Origin of the sequence: Domibacillus indicus (genome assembly GCF_023715895.1) — a bacterium.
GTDB classification, from domain to species: Bacteria; Bacillota; Bacilli; order Bacillales; family Domibacillaceae; genus Domibacillus; species Domibacillus indicus_A.
Window position 1 is genome coordinate 241,999 of record NZ_JAMBOO010000003.1, and the last position, 19,375, is coordinate 261,373.

Below are 19,375 nucleotides of genomic sequence, written 5' to 3' on the forward strand. Positions count from 1 at the left end.
ATTTTTTCACATTAAAAATTAAATCTCTTCTTCATTGACCGCGTGCATGTGATTTATTCGCTTGATCTTTTTACCACACCCTACTAATCGCTTTTCTGATTTCGTCTTCAAATACGGTATACTTTGAACCGTCTGCTTGATCATCGTCACGGCAATACCATGCAATATCGCGCAGATTTGGCAGGTCCAGCGCTTGAAAATCGTTTCCAACTTCACGTCCGGCTTCGATAATCTTTTGATTAACGCCTTTTTTCAGCGCTGAATAAGACGCAATAGCATAAAGATAATGCGCTTTTGCGGCTTCAATCTCCGCAAGAACTGCCGGCAGCTTCTCCTCATAATCCACAACGGCTTCCTCTTTCGCCCGTTCAAAGATTTCTTTTGCACTGGCTCTTAGTTCCGGCGGAGCGACTGCTTTATCCTGATGTTCCTTCTGTTTCGCTCGATGCTCCGTGATTAAAATGTTCAATGATTTTTTCTCCATATTAAAACTTCTCCTCTATTTATCATTTTCGCAGGTGGAGACCTCTGCCAATGCCCTGCACCTGTATGTACCTAATTGATCGGGTCACTATTCTGCTTTATCCGATGCTTTTGCTTCATTTGGACTTAAACAGCCGTTGATTTCTGTTTTAATTTGCACAAATCCATGCCGCTCAAAACATCGGTCGCCGCTCATATAAACGCAGCACCCTTAGGATTTCTTTGCTGAGGAAAAATAATCGAAAGCCGGCTGAAACGAAAAGGTAAACTCCTTTCATCGTTTAACGTTTTTTTGCATACAAAAAAACGCCACCTTCATTTCTTTTAATCGAAAGAAATGAAGATGACGTCTTTAAAACATGAGAGTTTTTTATTACGAAACTTTGTTTTCTACTACAGAAACCGATGCTTTTTTACGGCCTAATTCGTTAAATACGATATTAAGGATGATCGCCGTCATACTGCCGGCTACAATGCCGTTGCCTGTCAGGATTTGAAGGCCGCCTGGCAGACCTTTAAACAAGTCCGGCACTACTGTTACACCAAGACCCAGACCGACCGAACAAGCAATAATAAGCAAGTTTTCCTGCGCATTCATATCAACGCGGCCGAGCATTTTAACGCCCTGCGCAACAACCATTCCGAACATCGCGACCATCGCGCCGCCTAATACGCTGGATGGAATAATCGTTGTGAAAGCGCCGATTTTGGGTACAAGTCCAAGGATGATTAAAAAGCCGGCTGTATAGAAAATGACGCTGCGTGATTTCACGCCTGAAAGCTGCATAAGTCCGACGTTTTGTGAAAAAGCTGTATACGGAAATGCGTTAAAAATGCCGCCAAGTACAATTGCCAGTCCTTCTGCACGGTATCCTTTGGCTAAATCTTTTTCTTCTACTTTTTTATCACAAATATCTGAAATAGCAAAGTACACGCCTGTTGATTCAACGAGGCTGACCATCGCCACTAAAATCATCGTTAAAATGCCTGTCCATTCAAATGACGGGGTTCCAAAATAAAACGGCTGAATCAAATGGAACCACGAAGCATCCGCGACAGCTGAGAAATCGACTTTGCCCATAAAGAATGCCAGGAGCGTTCCAAACAGCAGTCCAAGCAAAACAGAGATCGACCGGGCAAATCCTTTGAAAAAGCGATACATCACAATAATGACAGCAAGCGTTGCAAACGCAAGCGTAAGATTTTCGGCAGAGCCGAAATCAGGGCTTCCCTGTCCGCCGCCCATATTGTTCATCGCTACTGGGATAAGGGTAACACCAATAATCGTTACAACGGAACCCGTTACGACCGGCGGGAAAAAACGGACAAGCCGGCTGAAAAATGGGGCAATGACCAATACGAAAATACCAGAAGCGATAATCGCGCCGTAAATAGCGGAAACGCCATTTGCCGTCCCGATGGCAATCATCGGGCTGACAGCGGTAAAGGTACAGCCGAGTACAACTGGCAGGCCGATGCCGATCCATTTGCCGCGGTATACTTGAAGAAGCGTGGCAATTCCGCACATAAAAATATCAATTGAGACAAGGTACGTTAACTGAGCCGGCGTCATACCGACCGCTGCGCCTACAATCAGCGGCACAATCACTGCTCCTGCATACATCGCTAACACATGCTGAATACCGAGCGAAGCGGTTTTTAAACGTGTCGGTTTCATTGGTGTACCTCCACTTTAAATTGAATTTTTCCATCATGAAGAGATTCGATTCTGGCAAGTGACTCTACCCGTACGCCTTCTTTTTCCAATAAAGCTCGTCCGTCCTGGAACGACTTTTCAATCACGATGCCGATTCCGGCAATCTTGCTTCCTGCCTGCTTTACAATATCCATTAAGCCAAGCGCTGCCTGGCCGTTTGCCAAAAAGTCGTCAATAATCAGCACTGTATCGTCTTCGCTCAAGAAAGATTGAGAAACCGCAATCCGGTTGGTTGTTTCTTTTGTAAAAGAATATACATCCGCCGTCAGCAAATCATCCGTCATTGTTAAAGACTGGCGCTTGCGTGCAAACACAACCGGCACCCCTAACACAAGGCCGGCCATCACAGATGGAGCAATCCCGCTCGATTCCAATGTGAGAATTTTTGTGATTCCTGCTCCCTCGAACAACCGGGCAAATTCTTCTCCGATTTCTTTCATTAACTGCGGATCAATCTGGTGATTCAAAAACGAATCTACTTTTAAAACGTGCTCAGAAAGCACGCGTCCGTCCTGTTCCATTTTTTCATGAAGACGCTTCATGGTGTAGGTTTCCTCCTTTGATTCGTCTTCAGGCATAAAAAAAGCCTGAAGCGCAACGTATTCCTCAAAAAAGAGTGAACAATGCCTTCAGGCTTCGAACAGACGGGTCCGTTCTCTTGTTCACTCATAGTCGGAGCATTTACGGTGTCCGGTAGAAACTTGCAGGCCGATTCCTGCGATTATATGAGTGAATATGTTTAGTTGATAATCATTATAATAGCATATCATTTGAGAAAATCAATACAAAACACGAACATTTTATTTTTTTGTTTTCTGATTATTCGTTTTCTTTTCACGTACTCTCACCGCAAGGCATTTTATAGAGCAGAAAAAGCCTTTGACCGCAAAATAGTCAAAGGCTTTTTCGATGATTAACTTTCGTGGCGAGGCGGACGTTTGCCCCAGTATTGATAGTAATCACAGCGGATAAATCCGTTAAACAGCTTGCGTTTTTTCGTAGCCGGACGGCCATATACTTCTTCAAATCCTTCATGAGACGTTAATACATAAATGGACCACGTATCGAGCGGCTTAAAAGCACGTCCTAAATCAGCATACAGCTTTTCAACGCCTGGACGGTCGCTGAGGCGTTCTCCGTACGGCGGATTGCCAACAATTACACCATATTCCTTATCGGTTTGAAATTTCGTTGCATCTTCTGTGCGGAACCGGATCAAGTCACCAAGCCCTGCTTCGAACGCGTTCGCTTCGGCAATCCGGGCCATTTTCGGATCTACATCCAGCCCTTCGATATCAAGCGGCTGATCGTAATTCGCTTTATCTTCTGCTTCCGTTCGTACCTCATCCCAAATACTCCCGCCGATCCAGTCCCATCCTTCGGAAATAAATTCTCGGTTAAATCCTGGAGCGATATTCTGGCCGATCAGTGCTGCTTCAATTGGGATGGTACCAGAGCCGCTGAACGGGTCTACAAACGGCTTGTCAGGGTACCAATTTGTCAGCTGGACAAGGGCAGCGGCCAGCGTTTCTTTCAGCGGCGCTTCTCCCTGCCCGGTCCGGTAGCCGCGCTTATGCAGGCCGGCACCGCTTGCATCAATTGTCAAGGTTACTTTATCTTTTAAAAGAGCCACTTCAAGCGGAAAACGCGCTCCTGTTTCAGCCAGCCACGTTTCCACGTGATAAGCGGATTTTAACCGCTCTACGATGGCTTTTTTCACAATCGCCTGGCAGTCAGAAACACTAAACAGGGTAGATTTAACGGACTTCCCTTGTACAGGAAACGAGGCGTCTTTTGGCAGGTAGTCCTCCCAGCGAAGCGCTTTTGTTTTCTCAAAAAGCTCATCAAATGTTTTGGCGTAAAATTCAGCCACAACCACTTTTACACGGTCAGCTGTACGCAGCCACATGTTGCAGCGTGCAATCGCAGAGGCATCTCCTTCGAAATACACTTTTCCATTTTCTGTTCTCGGTTCGTATCCAAGATCTTTTACTTCTTTGGCTACGATGGCTTCAAGTCCCATCGCAGCAGTTGCGATTAATGTATACATAACATCCTCTTTTCGTATCGATTCATTTCGGCCCATCATTTTGTAAAAAAGTGATCAGCTCGGATAAAGAAATCGGTTTTGAATAAAAATAGCCTTGAACGATATCACATGACTCTTCCTGCAGCAGCTCAAATTGACGCTCGTTTTCAACACCCTCGGCCACAACCTTCAAATGAAGGCGATGCGCCATCGTAATAATGGCTTCCACAATTGAAGCATCATCCTCGTCTTCATCCATCAGCTGAATAAAGCTTCGGTCGATTTTCAGCTGGTCAATAGGAAATCGGCGCAAATAACTGAGCGACGAATACCCTGTCCCAAAATCATCAATGGATAACCGAAAGCCGTGCCCTTTTAACTGATCCAGCTTTTGGATTGAAGACTGTGCGTCTGGCATAACGGTACTTTCCGTTAACTCCAGCTCGAGACGCTCCGGCAGAATATTTTCTTCATATAAAATAGCTTGGACGGTTTCCACAAATCCATCCTGTAAAAATTGCAAAGCCGATATATTTACCGCAATCGGTAAATCGGTAAACCCATGTCGGCTCAATGTATGTAAATCACGGCATACCTGCCTTATAATCCATTTTCCAATCGGAATAATCAGGCCGGTTTTTTCTGCCAGCGGAATAAAAACTGCAGGCGGTATATCGCCGTAATGCTTATTATGCCATCGAAGCAGCGCTTCTGCACCCGCTGCTCTTTTAGAAACTGCATCAACCTGCGGCTGATAATGAAGCATCAATTCATTTCGCTCAATGGCACGGCGCAGCTCCATTTCCATGGTCAGGGCTTCTTTCGTTTCCTCATTCATCTCTTCACGGTAAACCGAAAAACGGTTCCGTCCTGTTTGTTTAGAATGGTACATTGCTTTGTCTGCATGCCGAATTAACGTTTCCACGTCACGGCCATCTTCAGGAAAAAAACTGATGCCTATGCTCGCTGAGATATAAATATCCTGCCCTGCAATATGAAAAGGAGTTGAAAAAGAAGAAATAACCGCTTCCGCCAGCTGAAAAGCTTCACGTTCGTGACGGATATGGGTCAGCGTAATAGAAAATTCATCTCCCCCGAGCCTGGCGATCATATCTTTATTGCCAAGCAGCCGTTTCAGGCGGCTGGTTAAATCCATCAGCAGCTCGTCTCCCGCTTTTTGACCGAACGTATCGTTAATTTGTTTGAAACGATCCAAATCAAGTAAAAATACAGCTAATTTTTGATTGTATGTTTGAGAAGTTTCTACAACAGAAGCCATTCGCGTATAATAAGCGTAACGGTTGGCCACTCCCGTTAAAGCATCTTGATGAGCCAGTCTTTGTGCTTCTGCTTCTGCCGAGCGCTGATCGGAAATATCGGTAAAAACACCAATATAGTGTTCCGCTTTTCCCTGGTCATCATGCACGGCCAAAATGGTCAGCCACTCTGGATAAAGCTCACCGTTGCGGCGCCGGTTCCATATTTCACCGCTCCATTGTCCTTTTTGTGTGATGGTTTTCCACATTTGTTCATAAAATGAGCGATTGTGCAGACCCGACTGTAAAAAGCTCGGCTGTTTTCCAATCACTTCTTCTGCTTTGTAGCCAGTCACTACTTGAAACGCTGGATTTACAAATAAAATGGCACCCGTTTTATCCGTAACCATCACGCCTTCACGGATGTTGTGGATGATTAATTCATTAATTTGTTTTGGATAATCCTTCATAAAAAGGAGTCAGCTCCCCCGCCAAATAGAACAAAAGCTCCCCTATAAAGGAGAGCTGTGTTAGTTAGATTTCATAAACCCTGAATAACGTTCTGTAAGCCATGTTTTGTACCATTGTACTACAAACGGCCAGGGTATGGCCTCGTACTCCGGTGGCAATCATCTATCTGCGAAACACCTATATGTTTCACCTTTCCATTCGTTCGTTTTCGTCCGGAAAGTGCCCCTACCAAAATTTGGGTTGCTCACTCACGGGGTTTACCTCGTTCCACCTTTGCCATTTCTAGCAAAGCTACGTCACTGTGGCACTTTCAAGGTATTCACACCATATCCAAGAAGGACGTAGGTGTTTTCCCTGCCGTCAGCAAACTAAATTGCTGCCCTGGCTTATGGTTTCGCCAGGCGTGATCACTACAGGCATCACAGCACTGTGTGAGCATGGACTTTCCTCTGCGAGCTCAAGACTCACAGCGATTACCCAAACGTTATTCGATTTCGTTCCTTATTATAAAAGAAACCGCGAGATTTCGCAATGGTAATTTATTCATTATGGAGACGGTCGCCAAAAACGTGGCGTTCCAAATTCGATAAGCGTTTTAAAATATCGAAATTGGTTGATCCCGGAGCCGGCTGCTGCTGGCGAATTGGCGCTTCCGGAATCGGCTTCCGGGCTGAAATCGTGCTGTTTTCTTTTTTCAAGCGCAAGTTTTCCTGCTGCAGCTCTTCAATTGCCTGCTGAAATACTTCATAGTCTTTTATGACAAGGTCTAAAAATTGATCTACTTCATCCGGGTTATAGCCCCGCATCGATGTTTTAAATTCTTTTTCCAGGATATCTTTTCCTGTTAACTTAAGTTTATCCGACAACATTGCCTTGCACCACCTTCATCGAATCCTGCCTATTTTTTCATTAATTGTTTCAAAAACAGGGTCGTTTGTCAATCGGAAAGCAGGCAGCCAAGAGGTTTTTTCTTTCCTTATAACAATGCGTAAAAACTATCTTTTAAGTTTGTTAATACGAATGCAGTTAAGCCGACAAACACGAAAAATAAAAATAGAATTGCACGATACAACCTGTCATTCACCCCATATTTATAGTTTATCTCAAAAACAACCATTTATCATTTTACGGTGTTTTTAAAAAAGTTACAACTATATGACAGTCATTTTCGGGTTATTTCGACAACTTTTTTTCAAGCCGGCACAAACGGTGTAACAGCGCGGCTTCGACTGCCGGATTTTCCTGCTTTTGCTGCAGGGCCCATTTGGTTTCTCTTACCGCCATCGGAATATCTTTCCACTTATGCTCATACAGCTTGGCCAGCTCAACGGCTGCCTCGATGGAGCGGTCCGCCCCAGCCTGACGGACACGGGTAAACAGCTGCACCGCTTCTTCAAAAGAATGTTCCTTTTTCAGCTGTATCGCAAGCCGGAACGCCGCATCTAAAGCGACGTCATCCCGGCTGCTCTTCGCAGCGTTTTGAAAGGATTCTTTTGCTGCCGCACGGTTTCCCGATGCTTCAAACCACTTCCCTACCTCAAGAGTCGTTTGGTCATCACTTCCTCCTTCTTCATCAAGCACGAGACGGCTGATATGCGTATATAAAGTAATTAAGCTTAAAATGTCGCGCTCGTTGTGCTTCATCACCTGCAGGACACCCTCTGGATCTCCCCGATCGATAAAATCAAAATAAATAATCGGTGCCAGATGGCCGGGAACATCATTCACCCGTTGGAGTCCGAGGTGCTCTTTTTCTACGTTGACAAGCTTAACGGAATCCATTGTATGCTTAAAAAGCCGGCGGGATGCATGATAAAGGTCAAAGTGTCCAAAAGCCGGCAGCGCCGGCACCCGCTCGCGTACAAACGTATGACGTGACTTTACCTGCGGCCAGTCAAATGATTTTCCATTGTATGTGACCAGGGTTGTATAGTCGGTTTCCTGTAGAAATTTCGCATACAGTGCCGTTTCATTGCCTGGAGAAGGAAGAAAAAATTGCTTAACCGTCACTTGATGGTCATGAATGCGCGCGGTTCCAAGTAAAAAAATAACACTTCCTGAACCGCTGAGCCCGGTCGTCTCAATATCAAAGAAGTATAAATCAGATGGATGAAATCCTTTAGCCGACAGTGGATGATGTCCACTAAAAGATGACCACTGTGCTATCGTTTTTTGCGCCTCACTAAATGTATACAAGCCGTGGAGCGTGTCGAGCGGATGGTGCGTTTCACGTGTGATGCAATATTCCCCTTCAAATTCAAACAGCTCGGCTCCCGCTGCCTTCCACGTCTCCCAATGCCGAATCTCTTTTGGTGCTTCCACTTTTTTGGCAGCCGGTTTTTCCCCATCACGTACAATATGCTTTTTCTGCCGCTGCAGCTTTTTCATTAAACTCATTGTTAGCCCCCCTTAAAACCGGTTGAGCAGCTCAATGCTTTTTTGCTTCACATTCATTCCCTCAAACCCCATGCCAACGCAGGAAGGACAGCCGTTTTCACACGGACATCTGCGAATCAAATCAATGGCCGCCGCCTTGACACTGTCGAACCGCTTGTACACATCTTCTGCAAGACCGATGCCGCCCGGATAATGATCATATAAAAAAATAGTCGGCAGTCCTGTATGGGCCGCTTTAATTTGTGAAACGACGTGAATATCACTCCGGTCGCACATTGTGTGGATGGGAACTACATGATGCAGAACGTTCGCAATGCCCATGAGTAAATGTTCCAGTGATTTTTCAGGCTCATCGATTTTAAGCTCTAGCCAGACTGCACTCGTATGAATTTCTTCTTCCGGCAGTGTAATCGGCCCGGAGCCAATGTTTTCGAAAGTCGTCAATTTAATTTTCTTAAAGATGGTCGGCAATATATTCACCGTGACGTCACCGTAATGAACAGAGGAAAGCGACTGCTCCCGCGTCCGGTCTATTTCCAGTACTTTCAGCTGAACCGCCAAATTAGCATCTGTATAATATTCCACATCCACCTGGCGGACGTATGCTTTTTTGTGCTCCCAATCCAGCTTTTCTACTTGAAACTGCACTCCTTCGTGCAAATAAATCGCTTCATCGTGCAAAAGCGTCATCGCGCTGAGCCGGTCCATTTCGCCGATAATCTTTACATTAGCTGTTTCAGTCTGATCAACAATAACGACATTTTCCTGTGCAGCCGAGCGAAGAGAAATATTGGTCGCCGGAAATGATTCATGAGACCAGTGATATTTGCCTCCATTGTAATGAAGAACCCGCTCCTCCTGCAAATATTCCAGGATTTCGCCTACCTCCATCGGGCCGAACAGTTCGTCTTCCCGAAACGGCAGCTCGTACGCTGCGCACTTTAAATGATCAACTAAAATAATTAAATTTTCGGCATTAATGCGGGCTGATTCAGGATTTCGCTCAAAGAAATAATCGGGATTTTGCACGACATACTGGTCAATCGGCGCCGAGCCTGCCACCATAATGATAACTGCTTCCCCATGACGCCGCCCGGCACGGCCGGCCTGCTGCCAGGTGCTTGCAATACTGCCCGGATAGCCGGTCATCACGCAGACCTGCAGCTGTCCAATATCGACACCAAGCTCCAGCGCGTTCGTACTGACCACGCCTAAAATGTCTCCACTTCGAAGCCCCTGCTCAATCGCACGCCGCTCCTTCGGCAAGTAGCCGCCCCGGTAGCCGCGAATCGTTTTCGGGCCGATCTCCCGCTTCACCAGTTCCTGAATATGACTTAAAATCACTTCAACCCGGACCCGGCTTCTCGCAAACACAATCGTTTGAATGTTATTTTTTAAAAATTCCTGCGCCAGGCGGTTTACTTCAACCGTCGCACTACGACGAATATTCAGTGGTTCATTCACAACCGGCGGATTATAAAAAACAAAGTGCTTCCGCCCCCGTGGTGCTCCATTGTTGTCGATCAGCCGCATCGGCCGGTTCGTTAACGCTTCAGCGAGTTCTTTCGGATTGGCAATCGTGGCAGACGTACAAATAAACTGCGGGCTGCTTCCGTAAAAAGCACAAATACGCAGCAAGCGGCGAATCACATTCGCAACATGGCTGCCGAATACACCGCGGTACGTATGCAGTTCATCAATGACGATATATTTTAAGTTCTCAAACAAACTGACCCATTTTGTATGGTTTGGCAAAATAGCCGAATGAAGCATATCCGGATTGGTCATCACAATATGCCCCGCCTGCCGGACTTTTTGGCGGATCGTCGGCGACGTATCTCCATCATAAGTAAAGCTTTTAATATCGGCACCCATTTCGGCAATCATTTCGTTTAATTCACTTTTTTGGTCCTGTGCCAGTGCTTTCGTCGGAAACAAATAAAGAGCCCTGCTTGTTGAATCTTCCGCAATTTTTTGCAGGACCGGCAAATTATAGCAAAGCGTTTTGCCCGAAGCGGTCGGGGTCACTGCTACAATATTTTCTCCTTTTTGCACAGCTTCTAAAGCTGAATATTGGTGGGTGTATAACTCGCGCACTCGGCGTGCTTCCAGTGCCCTTTTCAGCCGTTCATCCAAAAAAGCCGGCATCGGACGTGTTTTTGCTTCTACTGGCTCCAATTCATGCCAGTGGATGACATTTTCATCCTGCCGCAGCTCTTCAATCATCTCTACAAGTGTTTTTTTCCACATTGCCCTGCTGGCACCTCTTTTCCTGCTGCTTTCGATCCTAAAAATCGGTTCTTTTCCTTCTATCTTATCGAACAAACGATCTTTTTAAAAGCAAAAAAAAGAGCGCTTGAACGCGCCCTTTATTCTTCTAAGTTATAATAAAGCGATTCAAGCACATACAGGGCTGAATCTGCCGATTGAATAAACTTTGCCCTTCCTGTCTCAAAAAAGTGGGCGTGAGCACCAACCCGCCGGGCGTTATCAGCTGCCTGGACAATCTGGGCAGCATGCACGTATTTTTGCGGATGCTCTTTTAAATACGAAAGCGCCGCTTGTTCCCAAGCGTCCGCTGCAGCATCTACCTCGTCTGCAAACGGCTTTACGGTTTTGAAAAAATCAGCCGATTCCTTTGTTTGGCGGCCTGCTTCAAAAATAGCTTTCGCTTGTTCGATTAATTCCCGTAATTTTACTGTTTGATCACCTAAAGACACGTTCTACCCTCATTTCATATTGAGCCGGCTGCTGGCTTCAGCGGCATCACTACATCCCCGCACAAAAAGCGTGCTCCTTCTTCCACTAGAAGCAAACGGTTATGAACGCGCTCCGCGTGGATGCGAAAGCCGGCAATTTTGCGGCTTCGTTCGTCTGCCACCCTCATTTTCAATCGCTGCTCAAGCTCCATTGTATCTTTTTCCAATTGTGCCAACTGTTCCATCCACTCTTGCTTTGTCATTCCCGTCACCCCTTTGCTTTGTTGACTAGTAAAATTCGCCGCTGGGAGGAGATCTCCTTCCCGCTTGACAAAACTAGTGAACACACGGCAAAGAAAGCGGCAATCCGACAATTTACGCAAAAGTCATGCCTTTTTTCTTCATTAAAAACTGAAGCGCGCGACGGAACGTTAAGAATGTATGTAAATCCGGACGAATCCGCATGCCGCTTCGCATAAGCTCCTGTGTGAACGCTGGTGTAAATCCGACTAAAAATGTTTCAGCACCCATCAAGTTTAACGAATCAACGAGCTGATCGATAGACTGCCCAAGCAGCTCGGTTTCTTCAATTTCTTTTTTAGTAATGGCCGTAAAGTCAATAATGACGGTTTCTATTTCGTTTTCGTAGCATGCATCCATCAGTGCAGAAATAATAAGCTCAAATCGTTCCTGCGACATTTTCCCGGTCAGCGGTACTAATATCGTTTCTGGGATAATAGACGGAATAATCGGAGCGGACACATCCTTCACTAACTGCTTGTATTCGGCCAGCTCCTTTTTTAAAGCTCGTATTTCTTCTTGAAGAGCTCCAATCTCTTCGGCTTCTCTTTTCATTGCACATCCCCTGCTTTTATCATGATTCTATTTATCTTAATATACTAGCCGAATGACCGTCGCTTTTCAATGTTCTGCTCCCGGAAAAAGGCATAAAGGAATATGTCTTTTCAAACAGGCGATTTGTTCGCTCATGTGGTATGATATTGATTGGATTCAAGAGGAGGGAATGAGATGGCGATCCGCTATCCGAATGGAAAAGAATATACGCAGCCCGCTCAATCGTCCCACGCGAAGCAGCAGAACAAGAATCCTGTTTTTTCAAACCGCGGCATGACGCTTGAAGACGATATTAATGAAACGAATGCGTATTATTTGAGCCAAAATATGGCGGTCATTCACAAAAAACCTGTTCCCGTTCAAATTGTACGGGTCGACTATCCAGCCAGAAGTGCGGCTGTCATTAAGGAAGCTTATTTCAGGCAGGCTTCTACAACGGATTACAATGGGGTTTATAAAGGAAAGTATATTGATTTTGAAGCGAAAGAAACGAACAGTGAAACGTCGTTTCCGCTCAAAAACTTTCACGCCCACCAAATTGCCCACATGAAACAAGTGGACGAGCATGGCGGTATCGCTTTTGTAATTATCCGTTTTTCTAAAACGGACGAGCTCTTTTTTCTGCCGTTTCATGCATTGAATGCTTTCTGGGAACGTATGCATAACGGCGGCCGCAAGTCTATTACAAAAGCAGAGCTCACCAGCTGCAGTACCAAGCTGAAACTGGGCTTTTCTCCGCGCATTCCATTCTTGGATGCCGTGGAAGATGTATACTTTTAATTTTGAAAGTGAGGAAAAGAGACAAATGTCTGGCGAATACAAATCAAGAACTGAAAAGCGGAACCAGCAAAAGAAAAAGCCGGCCCGCGCACAACGAAAAGCAAAACCAGCCAAATCACCTTCGAACAAAAAACGTTCGATTTTCAAACGGGTTTTTCTCGGCCTGCTTTTAGTTGCTTTACTCGTTTTGATCGGTGGTGCAGGACTGTTTGCTTATTACGTAAAAGATACACCGGAAATTGATGAATCACTTTTAAAAGATCCGATTTCATCAAAAATTAATACGGATGATGGCAAACTGCTGACCAATGTTGGTGCAGAGCGCCGTGAATATGTGAAATATGACGATATTCCTGCTTTGGTCCGTGATGCCTTTATCGCAACGGAAGACAGCCGATTCTTTGACCATCACGGAATCGATCCGATGCGCCTTGCCAGTGCAGCAGTGAAAAACGTGACAAACGGCTTTGGCTCACAAGGGGCCAGTACGATTACCCAGCAGGTTGTTAAGATGTCTTTCTTGACAGCTGATAAAACCTTGAAGCGGAAAGCCCAGGAAGCTTATCTTGCCTTTAAACTGGAGCAAAAATACTCCAAAGAAGAAATTTTTGAAATGTATGTTAACAAAATTTATATGTCGGGTACACCTGCGGTAATGGGTGTTAAAGCAGCGGCTGATTACTACTTCGGTAAAGATTTAGATGAATTGACCCTGCCGGAAGCGGCTTATCTTGCGGGAATGCCGCAAAGCCCGAATAATTACAATGCCTTTAACCATCCGGAAAACGCTGAAAAGCGGAAAGACGTCGTTCTCTCTCTTATGAACCAGCATGACAAAATTACTGAATCCGAAATGAATGAAGCACAATCTGAAAACATTACTGATTTCCTTGTTGAAAAACCAGTAAACAAATCAGGTGTCGACAAAGAATATGACGCTTTTGTTGACCAGGTGATTGAAGAAGTCGAAGACATGGGCTACAACGCCTACACAGATGGATTGACGATTGAAACAACGCTTGATAAAGAAGCGCAGGACTTTATGTATGAGCTCTTAAACAGCGATGAGTACATTGACTACCCGAGTGAGCTGTTCCAGGCCGGTATCGTTTTAACAGATACTGAAACCGGCGAGATTCGGGCGATTGGCGGAGGCCGCAACCAGGAAGTCGAGCGCGGCTTCAACTACGCGACCGATAACCGGACACAGCCAGGCTCAACGATTAAGCCTATCTTGGATTATGGCCCAGCAATTGAATATTTAAAATGGTCAACGTATGAACAAGTGGAAGACAGCCCGCTTCAATATACAAATGGCGGTTCTGTTGGAAATGCCGGCGGCTCTTACGCAGGTATGATGTCTATGCGTGATGCGCTCGCCCGTTCAAAAAATACACCGGCCGTCCGAACGTTCCAGGAAGTCGGTTTTGACGATGCTTATGAATTTGCCGGCAAGCTCGGCATCAATTTAAAAAATGAATTTGAATCCTATGCGATTGGCGGAATGGATGGCGACGAAGGTATTTCACCGCTGCAAATGGCCGGCGCTTATGCTGCATTTGGAAACGGCGGTATTTACAACAAACCGCATACGGTTAAACAAATTACACTCGCAGACGGCACAGTCGTCAAAAATGATATTAAATCCGAACCAGCCATGAGCGATTACACGGCTTATATGGTTACGGATATGTTAGAAAGTGTTGTAGACTATGGAACCGGAACGGCAGCGAATATTCCTTCGCTTCATATGGCCGGTAAAACCGGAACAACGAACTACACGCAGGACGAGCGTGAGAAATACGATATTCCGACCAGCGCTTCTCCAGATTCATGGTTTGTCGGCTATACAACGAAATATACAGCGTCCGTTTGGACAGGTTATGAAAAACGCAATGAGTACTTGTCCAAGGAAAGCCAGCAGATTGCAAAACAGCTGTTTAAAGAATTGATGACAAAAGTATCTGAGGACGTAGATACACCTGATTTTGAAAAACCAGACAGCGTCATTGAACTGCCAATTGTCAAAGGATCGAATCCAGCAGTTGTGGCAGGAAGCGGCGCTTCAGACAGCGATGTAACATATGAATTATTTGTCCGCGGCGAACAGCCGAAGCGTTCTGCTCCGAAAAAGGAAGAAGAACCGGAAGAAGATGAGCAGACAGAAGAGGAAGAACAAACTGAAGAAGAAACATCCAGCGGTGAGGTAACGGGCTTATCGGCGACCGCAGACGAGAGTGGAAATATGTCTGTTTCATGGTCCTACAGCGGTGAGGGCAGTCCATCCTTCAGCGTATCAAATGGATCGGAAACACAGTCTATCGGCGGCTTCTCAACCGTCTTTGGCGGCGGACAGCCGGGACAAACATACTCCATCACGGTCACAGCCATCGTAGACGGCCAAAGTGTTGATTCGGCTTCTACATCTGTAACCGTTCCAGGCGGTGAAGTAACAGAACCGGAACCAACAGAACCGGAGCCGACAGAACCGGAACCAACAGAACCGGAACCAGCAGATCCGGAACCAGCAGATCCTGAGCCAGCAGATCCTGAGCCAGCAGATCCTGAGCCAGCAGATCCTGAGCCAGCAGATCCGGCTCCAGTGGATCCTGAGCCAGCAGATCCGGCTCCAGCAGATCCTGAGCCTTCTACTCCACAGCCAAGCACGCCTGCTACAGGTAACAATGGAAATGGAAACGGCAATGGGAACACGAATGGTAATACAAGTGGAAATACCGGCGGAACCGGCACAACGCAAGGCAATGGTTCAGCTGAACCAGCACCTGACGTTCAAACCGAAACCCCATAAAAAATCCCCGATGAGTTTAAACTCATCGGGGATTTTTTATGGCGTAAACAGCGGCGGCTTTTTTCAGCTCTGTCATCAGCTCGATCAGCTGGCGATAAGCCATGTACGTGTAAGGACGGTTATCAATGTAAGTGAACCGCTCCAAAAAATTAATCGGCTTTACCGCAAAATCCGCTTGTTTTTCCTTCCAAAGCGCTGGGGCTGCCGGCTGTCCGTTTACCCAAAACAGCGCCATAAAAAACATGGCCAACAGCGCATCCACTTCTTCTTTTACATCTTTACTGCGTATACGCTGTTTTTCATCAAGTGCCTGTTCCATCTTTGTCCAGGCAGACTCAAGCAGCGGGAGACCACTTTTTTCACTCTCCCACGGTTTTTCTCCGCCCAATTCATATTTAAAATACGGATATACACAAACGGATTCGGGCAGTTCTGCTTCCCTTTCAGTTGAAAAATACCGAAGCTCTTCAGGGATCCTTACTGTCATACACGCGTGCCTCCAAGCTTCATACGTTTTTTTCCTTCCCGGCATATATCAAGCAGCGGACATTCCGGACAGCGAGGTGCCTGCGCTTTACAGTGATAGCGGCCGAAGAAAATCATTCGATGATGTGTATCCGACCATTCTTCCTTTGGAATTTTGCGCATAAGCGTGTTTTCCACTTCGGTTACATTGTCCTTCCAGCGGCAGAAACCGAGCCGCTTAGACACCCTCTCTACATGTGTATCAACCGCGATAGCGGGAACACCAAATGCAACAGAAGCCACGACATTGGCGGTTTTTCGGCCGACACCCGGCAGCTTAACAAGCCGATCCTGTGTGTCAGGGACAATACCACCAAAATCCTCCAGCAGCATCCGCGACATTTTTTGAATGTTTTTCGCTTTGTTTCGGTACAATCCAATGGAGCGGATATCCTGCTCCAGCTCTTCAAGCGGAACCGCTAAATAATCTTCCGGCGTCTTATATTTCTCAAACAGCCCTTTGGTTACTTTGTTGACGAGCGCATCTGTACATTGCGCTGACAGTGCGACTGCTACGACCAGCTCAAACGGATTTTGGTGATTTAATTCGCAGTGTGCGTCCGGAAACATCTCGGCAAATGTATCCAGGCAGCGGCGAATTTGGATTTTGTTCAGCATATTGATCTGTTCTCCTTACTGCTCCAGCCAGTTGTAAAACGGGACGGCATGCTCAGAACGGGAAATTTGTTCGGTTCCAGTTGGTTTACGAAACTTTTTCCCCTGCTCTCGCGCCTGCTCCACCGTTTTAATCCCTTGCTTTTTCCATTCAAATAAAATGCGGTCAATATAGCGGAAGCTCAATTTCATAGACAGAACTGCTTCTCTGAGCGCTGCTTTGATCACAGGCGGCTCATGGCCATCCTGGTCAATCCAGAGCGCCAATGTTTCACATTCAATGGAGGAAAGCGGCCGGCCGAATTCTTCTTCAAATAAACTGTACAAGTCTTTTTCTTCAACCATAGCCTGCTGCACCGACTGGCCCCTCGCATCTGATTCAAAAATGGAAGCCAGCTTGTGCCAAAGAGGTTCCAGCGAATAAAACTCATAGCCGGTCTGGCTGCCCTGTTCGATCGCGACGACCTGCTTTTGAATCAGCTTTTTCACGCAGCCTGCACAGTCAGAAGACGACATCGACATACGGTTCGACAGCTCTTCAAAGCTCGGGAAAGTAATGCCTTTTTGCGCATATGCGTAAATATGCAGCAGTACCATCATTTCCTGTTCATTTAAGGACAGCCGCTTGTAGTTTTCCAACAGAACGTTCGGAATGCTTGTTGCACCCTGTTCCATCCAGCGAATCATCATTTCTTTTTCTTTCATGTTCATTCCACCTCGACCCTTTGCAATGCTTCATATTATACTAGGACACGGAAAAAAAGAAAAGCCGCCCGAATGGACCGCTTTTCTAATCGATATTACCCTTTTTGGTTTGATTTTACATAATCCGCAATGCGCTCAACTGCTTTTTCAAGCAATTCAAGTGATGTCGCATAGGAAAGACGGATATTATCCGGTGTGCCAAAGCCGCTGCCTGGCACTACCGCTACATTTGCTTCTTCAAGCAGTGCTGTCACAAAGTCATCCACATTTGCATGACCTGTCAGGGCCGCTGCTTCTGTTACATTCGGGTACAAATAAAAAGCACCTTGCGGCTTTAAGCATGTAACCCCTGGAATTTCATTTAATTTCGCATGAATAATATTTAAGCGTTCTTCAAACGCTTTTTTCATCACTTCTACAGGCTCCTGCGTGCCTTTATAAGCTGCAATCGCACCGTATTGAGCTGTTGACGTCGGATTAGATGTTGAATGGCTCGCAAGGTCTGTCATCGCTTTGATCACTTGCGCATTACCGGCTGCATATCCGATGCGCCAGCCTGTCATGGAGTGAGATTTTGATACTCCGTTAATCACAATCGTCTGCTCTTTTAATTCAGGAGACAATTGGGCGATCGATACATGCTTGTTGTCGCCGTACACAAGCTTCTCGTAAATTTCATCAGATACGATCCAAATATTATGGCGGAGGGCCACTTCTCCTAACGCTTTCAGCTCATCCGCAGAATAAAGCATGCCTGTTGGGTTAGATGGGGAGTTGATAATCACAGCTTTTGTTTTTTCTGTAATAGCAGCTTCAAGCTGATCCGGTGTAATTTTAAAATCGTTGGATTCTTTTCCGTCAATATAAACCGGAACACCGTCTGCAAGCTTTACCTGCTCCGGATAACTTACCCAGTAAGGTGTCGGGATGATCACTTCATCGCCTTCATTTAAAATCACCTGAAATAAGTTGTAAAGAGCGTGCTTTGCGCCTGTTGTGACAATAATTTCGTTTGCTTTATATGTAATGCCCTGATCCTGCTGGAATTTCTCAATAATCGCATTTTTTAATTCCGCTAAACCGCCAGCCGGTGTGTATTTCGTCTGGCCGCCTTTTAACGATTCATAGGCTGCTTCAATAATATGATCCGGTGTATTAAAGTCCGGCTCCCCCGCTCCAAGGCCAATCACATCTTTACCCTGTGCTTTCAATTCCTTCGCTTTTGCTGTAATCGCCAAGGTTGTTGAAGGGGTTAATGCTTTTACGCGTTCTGCTAATTGTACATCCATGAATCCATTCTCCATTCTGTTAAATGTTTTCAACCTTTTTCCACCATGTACCATCTGTAAAAGACAAATAGTAATAATTCAAGCGGCCGTTTTTATTTTCAAACGTAAACAGCCAGACAGGGGTTTTGCCTTCTAAGCCAAGTGTCAGCGATAAAATGTCTGCATCGCCCGCTTCCTCCTTGAAGAGAGCGCGTGCTTCCTTTTCCGTTACATTGCCTTTGAGCGGCTGGACGATTGGATCGGACTTGCCGTTTTGCTGGAGCCAAACCGCCACATCTTTTCCGCTTTCATCCTTCCCTGTACCCGTATAATACGCTTTTGTGCCGTTATATACGTACACATCGTCGATTTGCGAAAGAGACGCTTTTTCCTGAAGCTGTTCTAAAGCAGCCTCTCTGGCTTTTTCATACGGTTTTTGTGCATTATTATACATTATTGCGACAATAATCGCAATTAGAAGCAAAGGAATTCCGATTATTAATAACCACTTTTTAAAATTTGTTCGCATATTCACCACATCTTCATTACGTTCGGTAAATTGTAAAAACAGCTTTTGTTTGATCTTCCGCATCCAATGCAAGGCCGAACATTAAGTTCTCCCGTTTCAGCGTCCGGTTCAACGTATCGACAAGCTTATACAAATCCCCGTTATTCTCTACTTTCACCGTGGAAAGTACTTCGATCTTTGACTCCATTAAAATCCCTCCTGGCTCAAATTATAGCAGGAATAATAAGCCTTCATACA

At 45.7% G+C, this 19,375-nt stretch carries 19 protein-coding genes, 1 other RNA gene and 1 riboswitch; of the genes, 2 read left to right on the plus strand and 18 right to left on the minus strand.

Going from position 1 to position 19,375, the window contains the following annotated elements; genetic code table 11:
- Nucleotides 1-70 precede the first annotated feature (70 nt).
- The 12 genes from M3221_RS07495 to M3221_RS07550 form a co-directional block, all read right to left on the minus strand.
- Nucleotides 71-484 carry a hypothetical protein gene (locus tag M3221_RS07495; protein WP_251270884.1) on the minus strand — a complete coding sequence of 138 codons (414 nt, stop codon included), beginning with the start codon at nucleotides 482-484 and terminating at the stop codon, nucleotides 71-73.
- 372 nt (nucleotides 485-856) lie between these two features.
- On the minus strand, nucleotides 857-2,161 hold the full coding sequence (locus tag M3221_RS07500; protein WP_251270885.1) for a nucleobase:cation symporter-2 family protein: 1,305 nt from the start codon (nucleotides 2,159-2,161) through the stop codon (nucleotides 857-859).
- Nucleotides 2,158-2,742 (minus strand): xanthine phosphoribosyltransferase, encoded by a 585-nt coding sequence (locus M3221_RS07505; RefSeq protein WP_251270886.1) that lies wholly within the window; start codon nucleotides 2,740-2,742, stop codon nucleotides 2,158-2,160. Before M3221_RS07505 ends, M3221_RS07500 begins: the two co-directional genes overlap by 4 nt.
- A 107-nt stretch (nucleotides 2,743-2,849) precedes the next feature.
- Nucleotides 2,850-2,949: riboswitch (purine riboswitch) on the minus strand.
- Between the two features lie 164 nt (nucleotides 2,950-3,113).
- Complete coding sequence (locus M3221_RS07510; protein WP_251270887.1) at nucleotides 3,114-4,250, minus strand: THUMP domain-containing class I SAM-dependent RNA methyltransferase; 1,137 nt, start codon at nucleotides 4,248-4,250, stop codon at nucleotides 3,114-3,116.
- A 22-nt stretch (nucleotides 4,251-4,272) separates the two neighbouring features.
- Complete coding sequence (locus tag M3221_RS07515; RefSeq protein ID WP_251270888.1) at nucleotides 4,273-5,955, minus strand: putative bifunctional diguanylate cyclase/phosphodiesterase; 1,683 nt, start codon at nucleotides 5,953-5,955, stop codon at nucleotides 4,273-4,275.
- A gap of 90 nt (nucleotides 5,956-6,045) precedes the next feature.
- An RNA gene (rnpB, locus tag M3221_RS07520) (RNase P RNA component class B) lies at nucleotides 6,046-6,441 on the minus strand.
- Between the two features lie 54 nt (nucleotides 6,442-6,495).
- A complete protein-coding gene (gpsB, locus tag M3221_RS07525) occupies nucleotides 6,496-6,825 on the minus strand; it encodes a cell division regulator GpsB (protein WP_242233649.1) in 330 nt (109 codons plus the stop codon).
- 304 nt (nucleotides 6,826-7,129) lie between these two features.
- Nucleotides 7,130-8,353: a ribonuclease H-like domain-containing protein gene (locus tag M3221_RS07530; RefSeq protein ID WP_251270889.1), complete on the minus strand. Its 1,224-nt coding sequence runs from the start codon at nucleotides 8,351-8,353 to the stop codon at nucleotides 7,130-7,132.
- A 12-nt stretch (nucleotides 8,354-8,365) separates the two neighbouring features.
- Nucleotides 8,366-10,603 (minus strand): DEAD/DEAH box helicase, encoded by a 2,238-nt coding sequence (locus M3221_RS07535; RefSeq protein WP_251270890.1) that lies wholly within the window; start codon nucleotides 10,601-10,603, stop codon nucleotides 8,366-8,368.
- 119 nt (nucleotides 10,604-10,722) lie between these two features.
- Nucleotides 10,723-11,073, minus strand: coding sequence for a DUF1798 family protein (locus M3221_RS07540; protein ID WP_251270891.1), 351 nt, complete (start codon nucleotides 11,071-11,073; stop codon nucleotides 10,723-10,725).
- 14 nt (nucleotides 11,074-11,087) lie between these two features.
- Nucleotides 11,088-11,315, minus strand: coding sequence for a hypothetical protein (locus M3221_RS07545; RefSeq protein WP_251270892.1), 228 nt, complete (start codon nucleotides 11,313-11,315; stop codon nucleotides 11,088-11,090).
- A gap of 112 nt (nucleotides 11,316-11,427) precedes the next feature.
- Nucleotides 11,428-11,907, minus strand: a complete 480-nt coding sequence (locus tag M3221_RS07550) for an STAS domain-containing protein (RefSeq protein WP_251270893.1) — start codon at nucleotides 11,905-11,907, stop codon at nucleotides 11,428-11,430.
- A gap of 174 nt (nucleotides 11,908-12,081) precedes the next feature.
- On the opposite strand from M3221_RS07550, the gene recU reads away from it, so the two are divergent.
- Nucleotides 12,082-12,687 carry a Holliday junction resolvase RecU gene (gene recU, locus M3221_RS07555; protein WP_251270894.1) on the plus strand — a complete coding sequence of 202 codons (606 nt, stop codon included), beginning with the start codon at nucleotides 12,082-12,084 and terminating at the stop codon, nucleotides 12,685-12,687.
- A gap of 25 nt (nucleotides 12,688-12,712) precedes the next feature.
- Nucleotides 12,713-15,496, plus strand: coding sequence for a transglycosylase domain-containing protein (locus M3221_RS07560; RefSeq protein WP_251270895.1), 2,784 nt, complete (start codon nucleotides 12,713-12,715; stop codon nucleotides 15,494-15,496).
- A 22-nt stretch (nucleotides 15,497-15,518) separates the two neighbouring features.
- On the opposite strand, the gene M3221_RS07565 is transcribed toward M3221_RS07560, so the two are convergent.
- From M3221_RS07565 to M3221_RS07590, 6 genes are all read right to left on the minus strand, one after another.
- Nucleotides 15,519-15,983 (minus strand): YpoC family protein, encoded by a 465-nt coding sequence (locus M3221_RS07565; RefSeq protein ID WP_251270896.1) that lies wholly within the window; start codon nucleotides 15,981-15,983, stop codon nucleotides 15,519-15,521.
- The gene (gene nth / locus M3221_RS07570; RefSeq protein ID WP_242233640.1) at nucleotides 15,980-16,639 is read right to left on the minus strand and encodes an endonuclease III; all 660 of its coding nucleotides are present in this window, start codon (nucleotides 16,637-16,639) and stop codon (nucleotides 15,980-15,982) included. The genes M3221_RS07565 and nth overlap by 4 nt, the downstream gene beginning before the upstream one ends.
- A 15-nt stretch (nucleotides 16,640-16,654) precedes the next feature.
- A complete protein-coding gene (locus tag M3221_RS07575; RefSeq protein ID WP_251270897.1) occupies nucleotides 16,655-17,341 on the minus strand; it encodes a DnaD domain-containing protein in 687 nt (228 codons plus the stop codon).
- A gap of 95 nt (nucleotides 17,342-17,436) precedes the next feature.
- Nucleotides 17,437-18,630 (minus strand): pyridoxal phosphate-dependent aminotransferase, encoded by a 1,194-nt coding sequence (locus tag M3221_RS07580; protein ID WP_251270898.1) that lies wholly within the window; start codon nucleotides 18,628-18,630, stop codon nucleotides 17,437-17,439.
- A 19-nt stretch (nucleotides 18,631-18,649) separates the two neighbouring features.
- Entirely contained in the window at nucleotides 18,650-19,138 is a 489-nt protein-coding gene (locus M3221_RS07585; protein WP_251270899.1) for a cell wall elongation regulator TseB-like domain-containing protein, read from the minus strand.
- A gap of 16 nt (nucleotides 19,139-19,154) precedes the next feature.
- Nucleotides 19,155-19,325 (minus strand): YpmA family protein, encoded by a 171-nt coding sequence (locus M3221_RS07590; RefSeq protein ID WP_242233636.1) that lies wholly within the window; start codon nucleotides 19,323-19,325, stop codon nucleotides 19,155-19,157.
- Nucleotides 19,326-19,375: the final 50 nt, after the last annotated feature.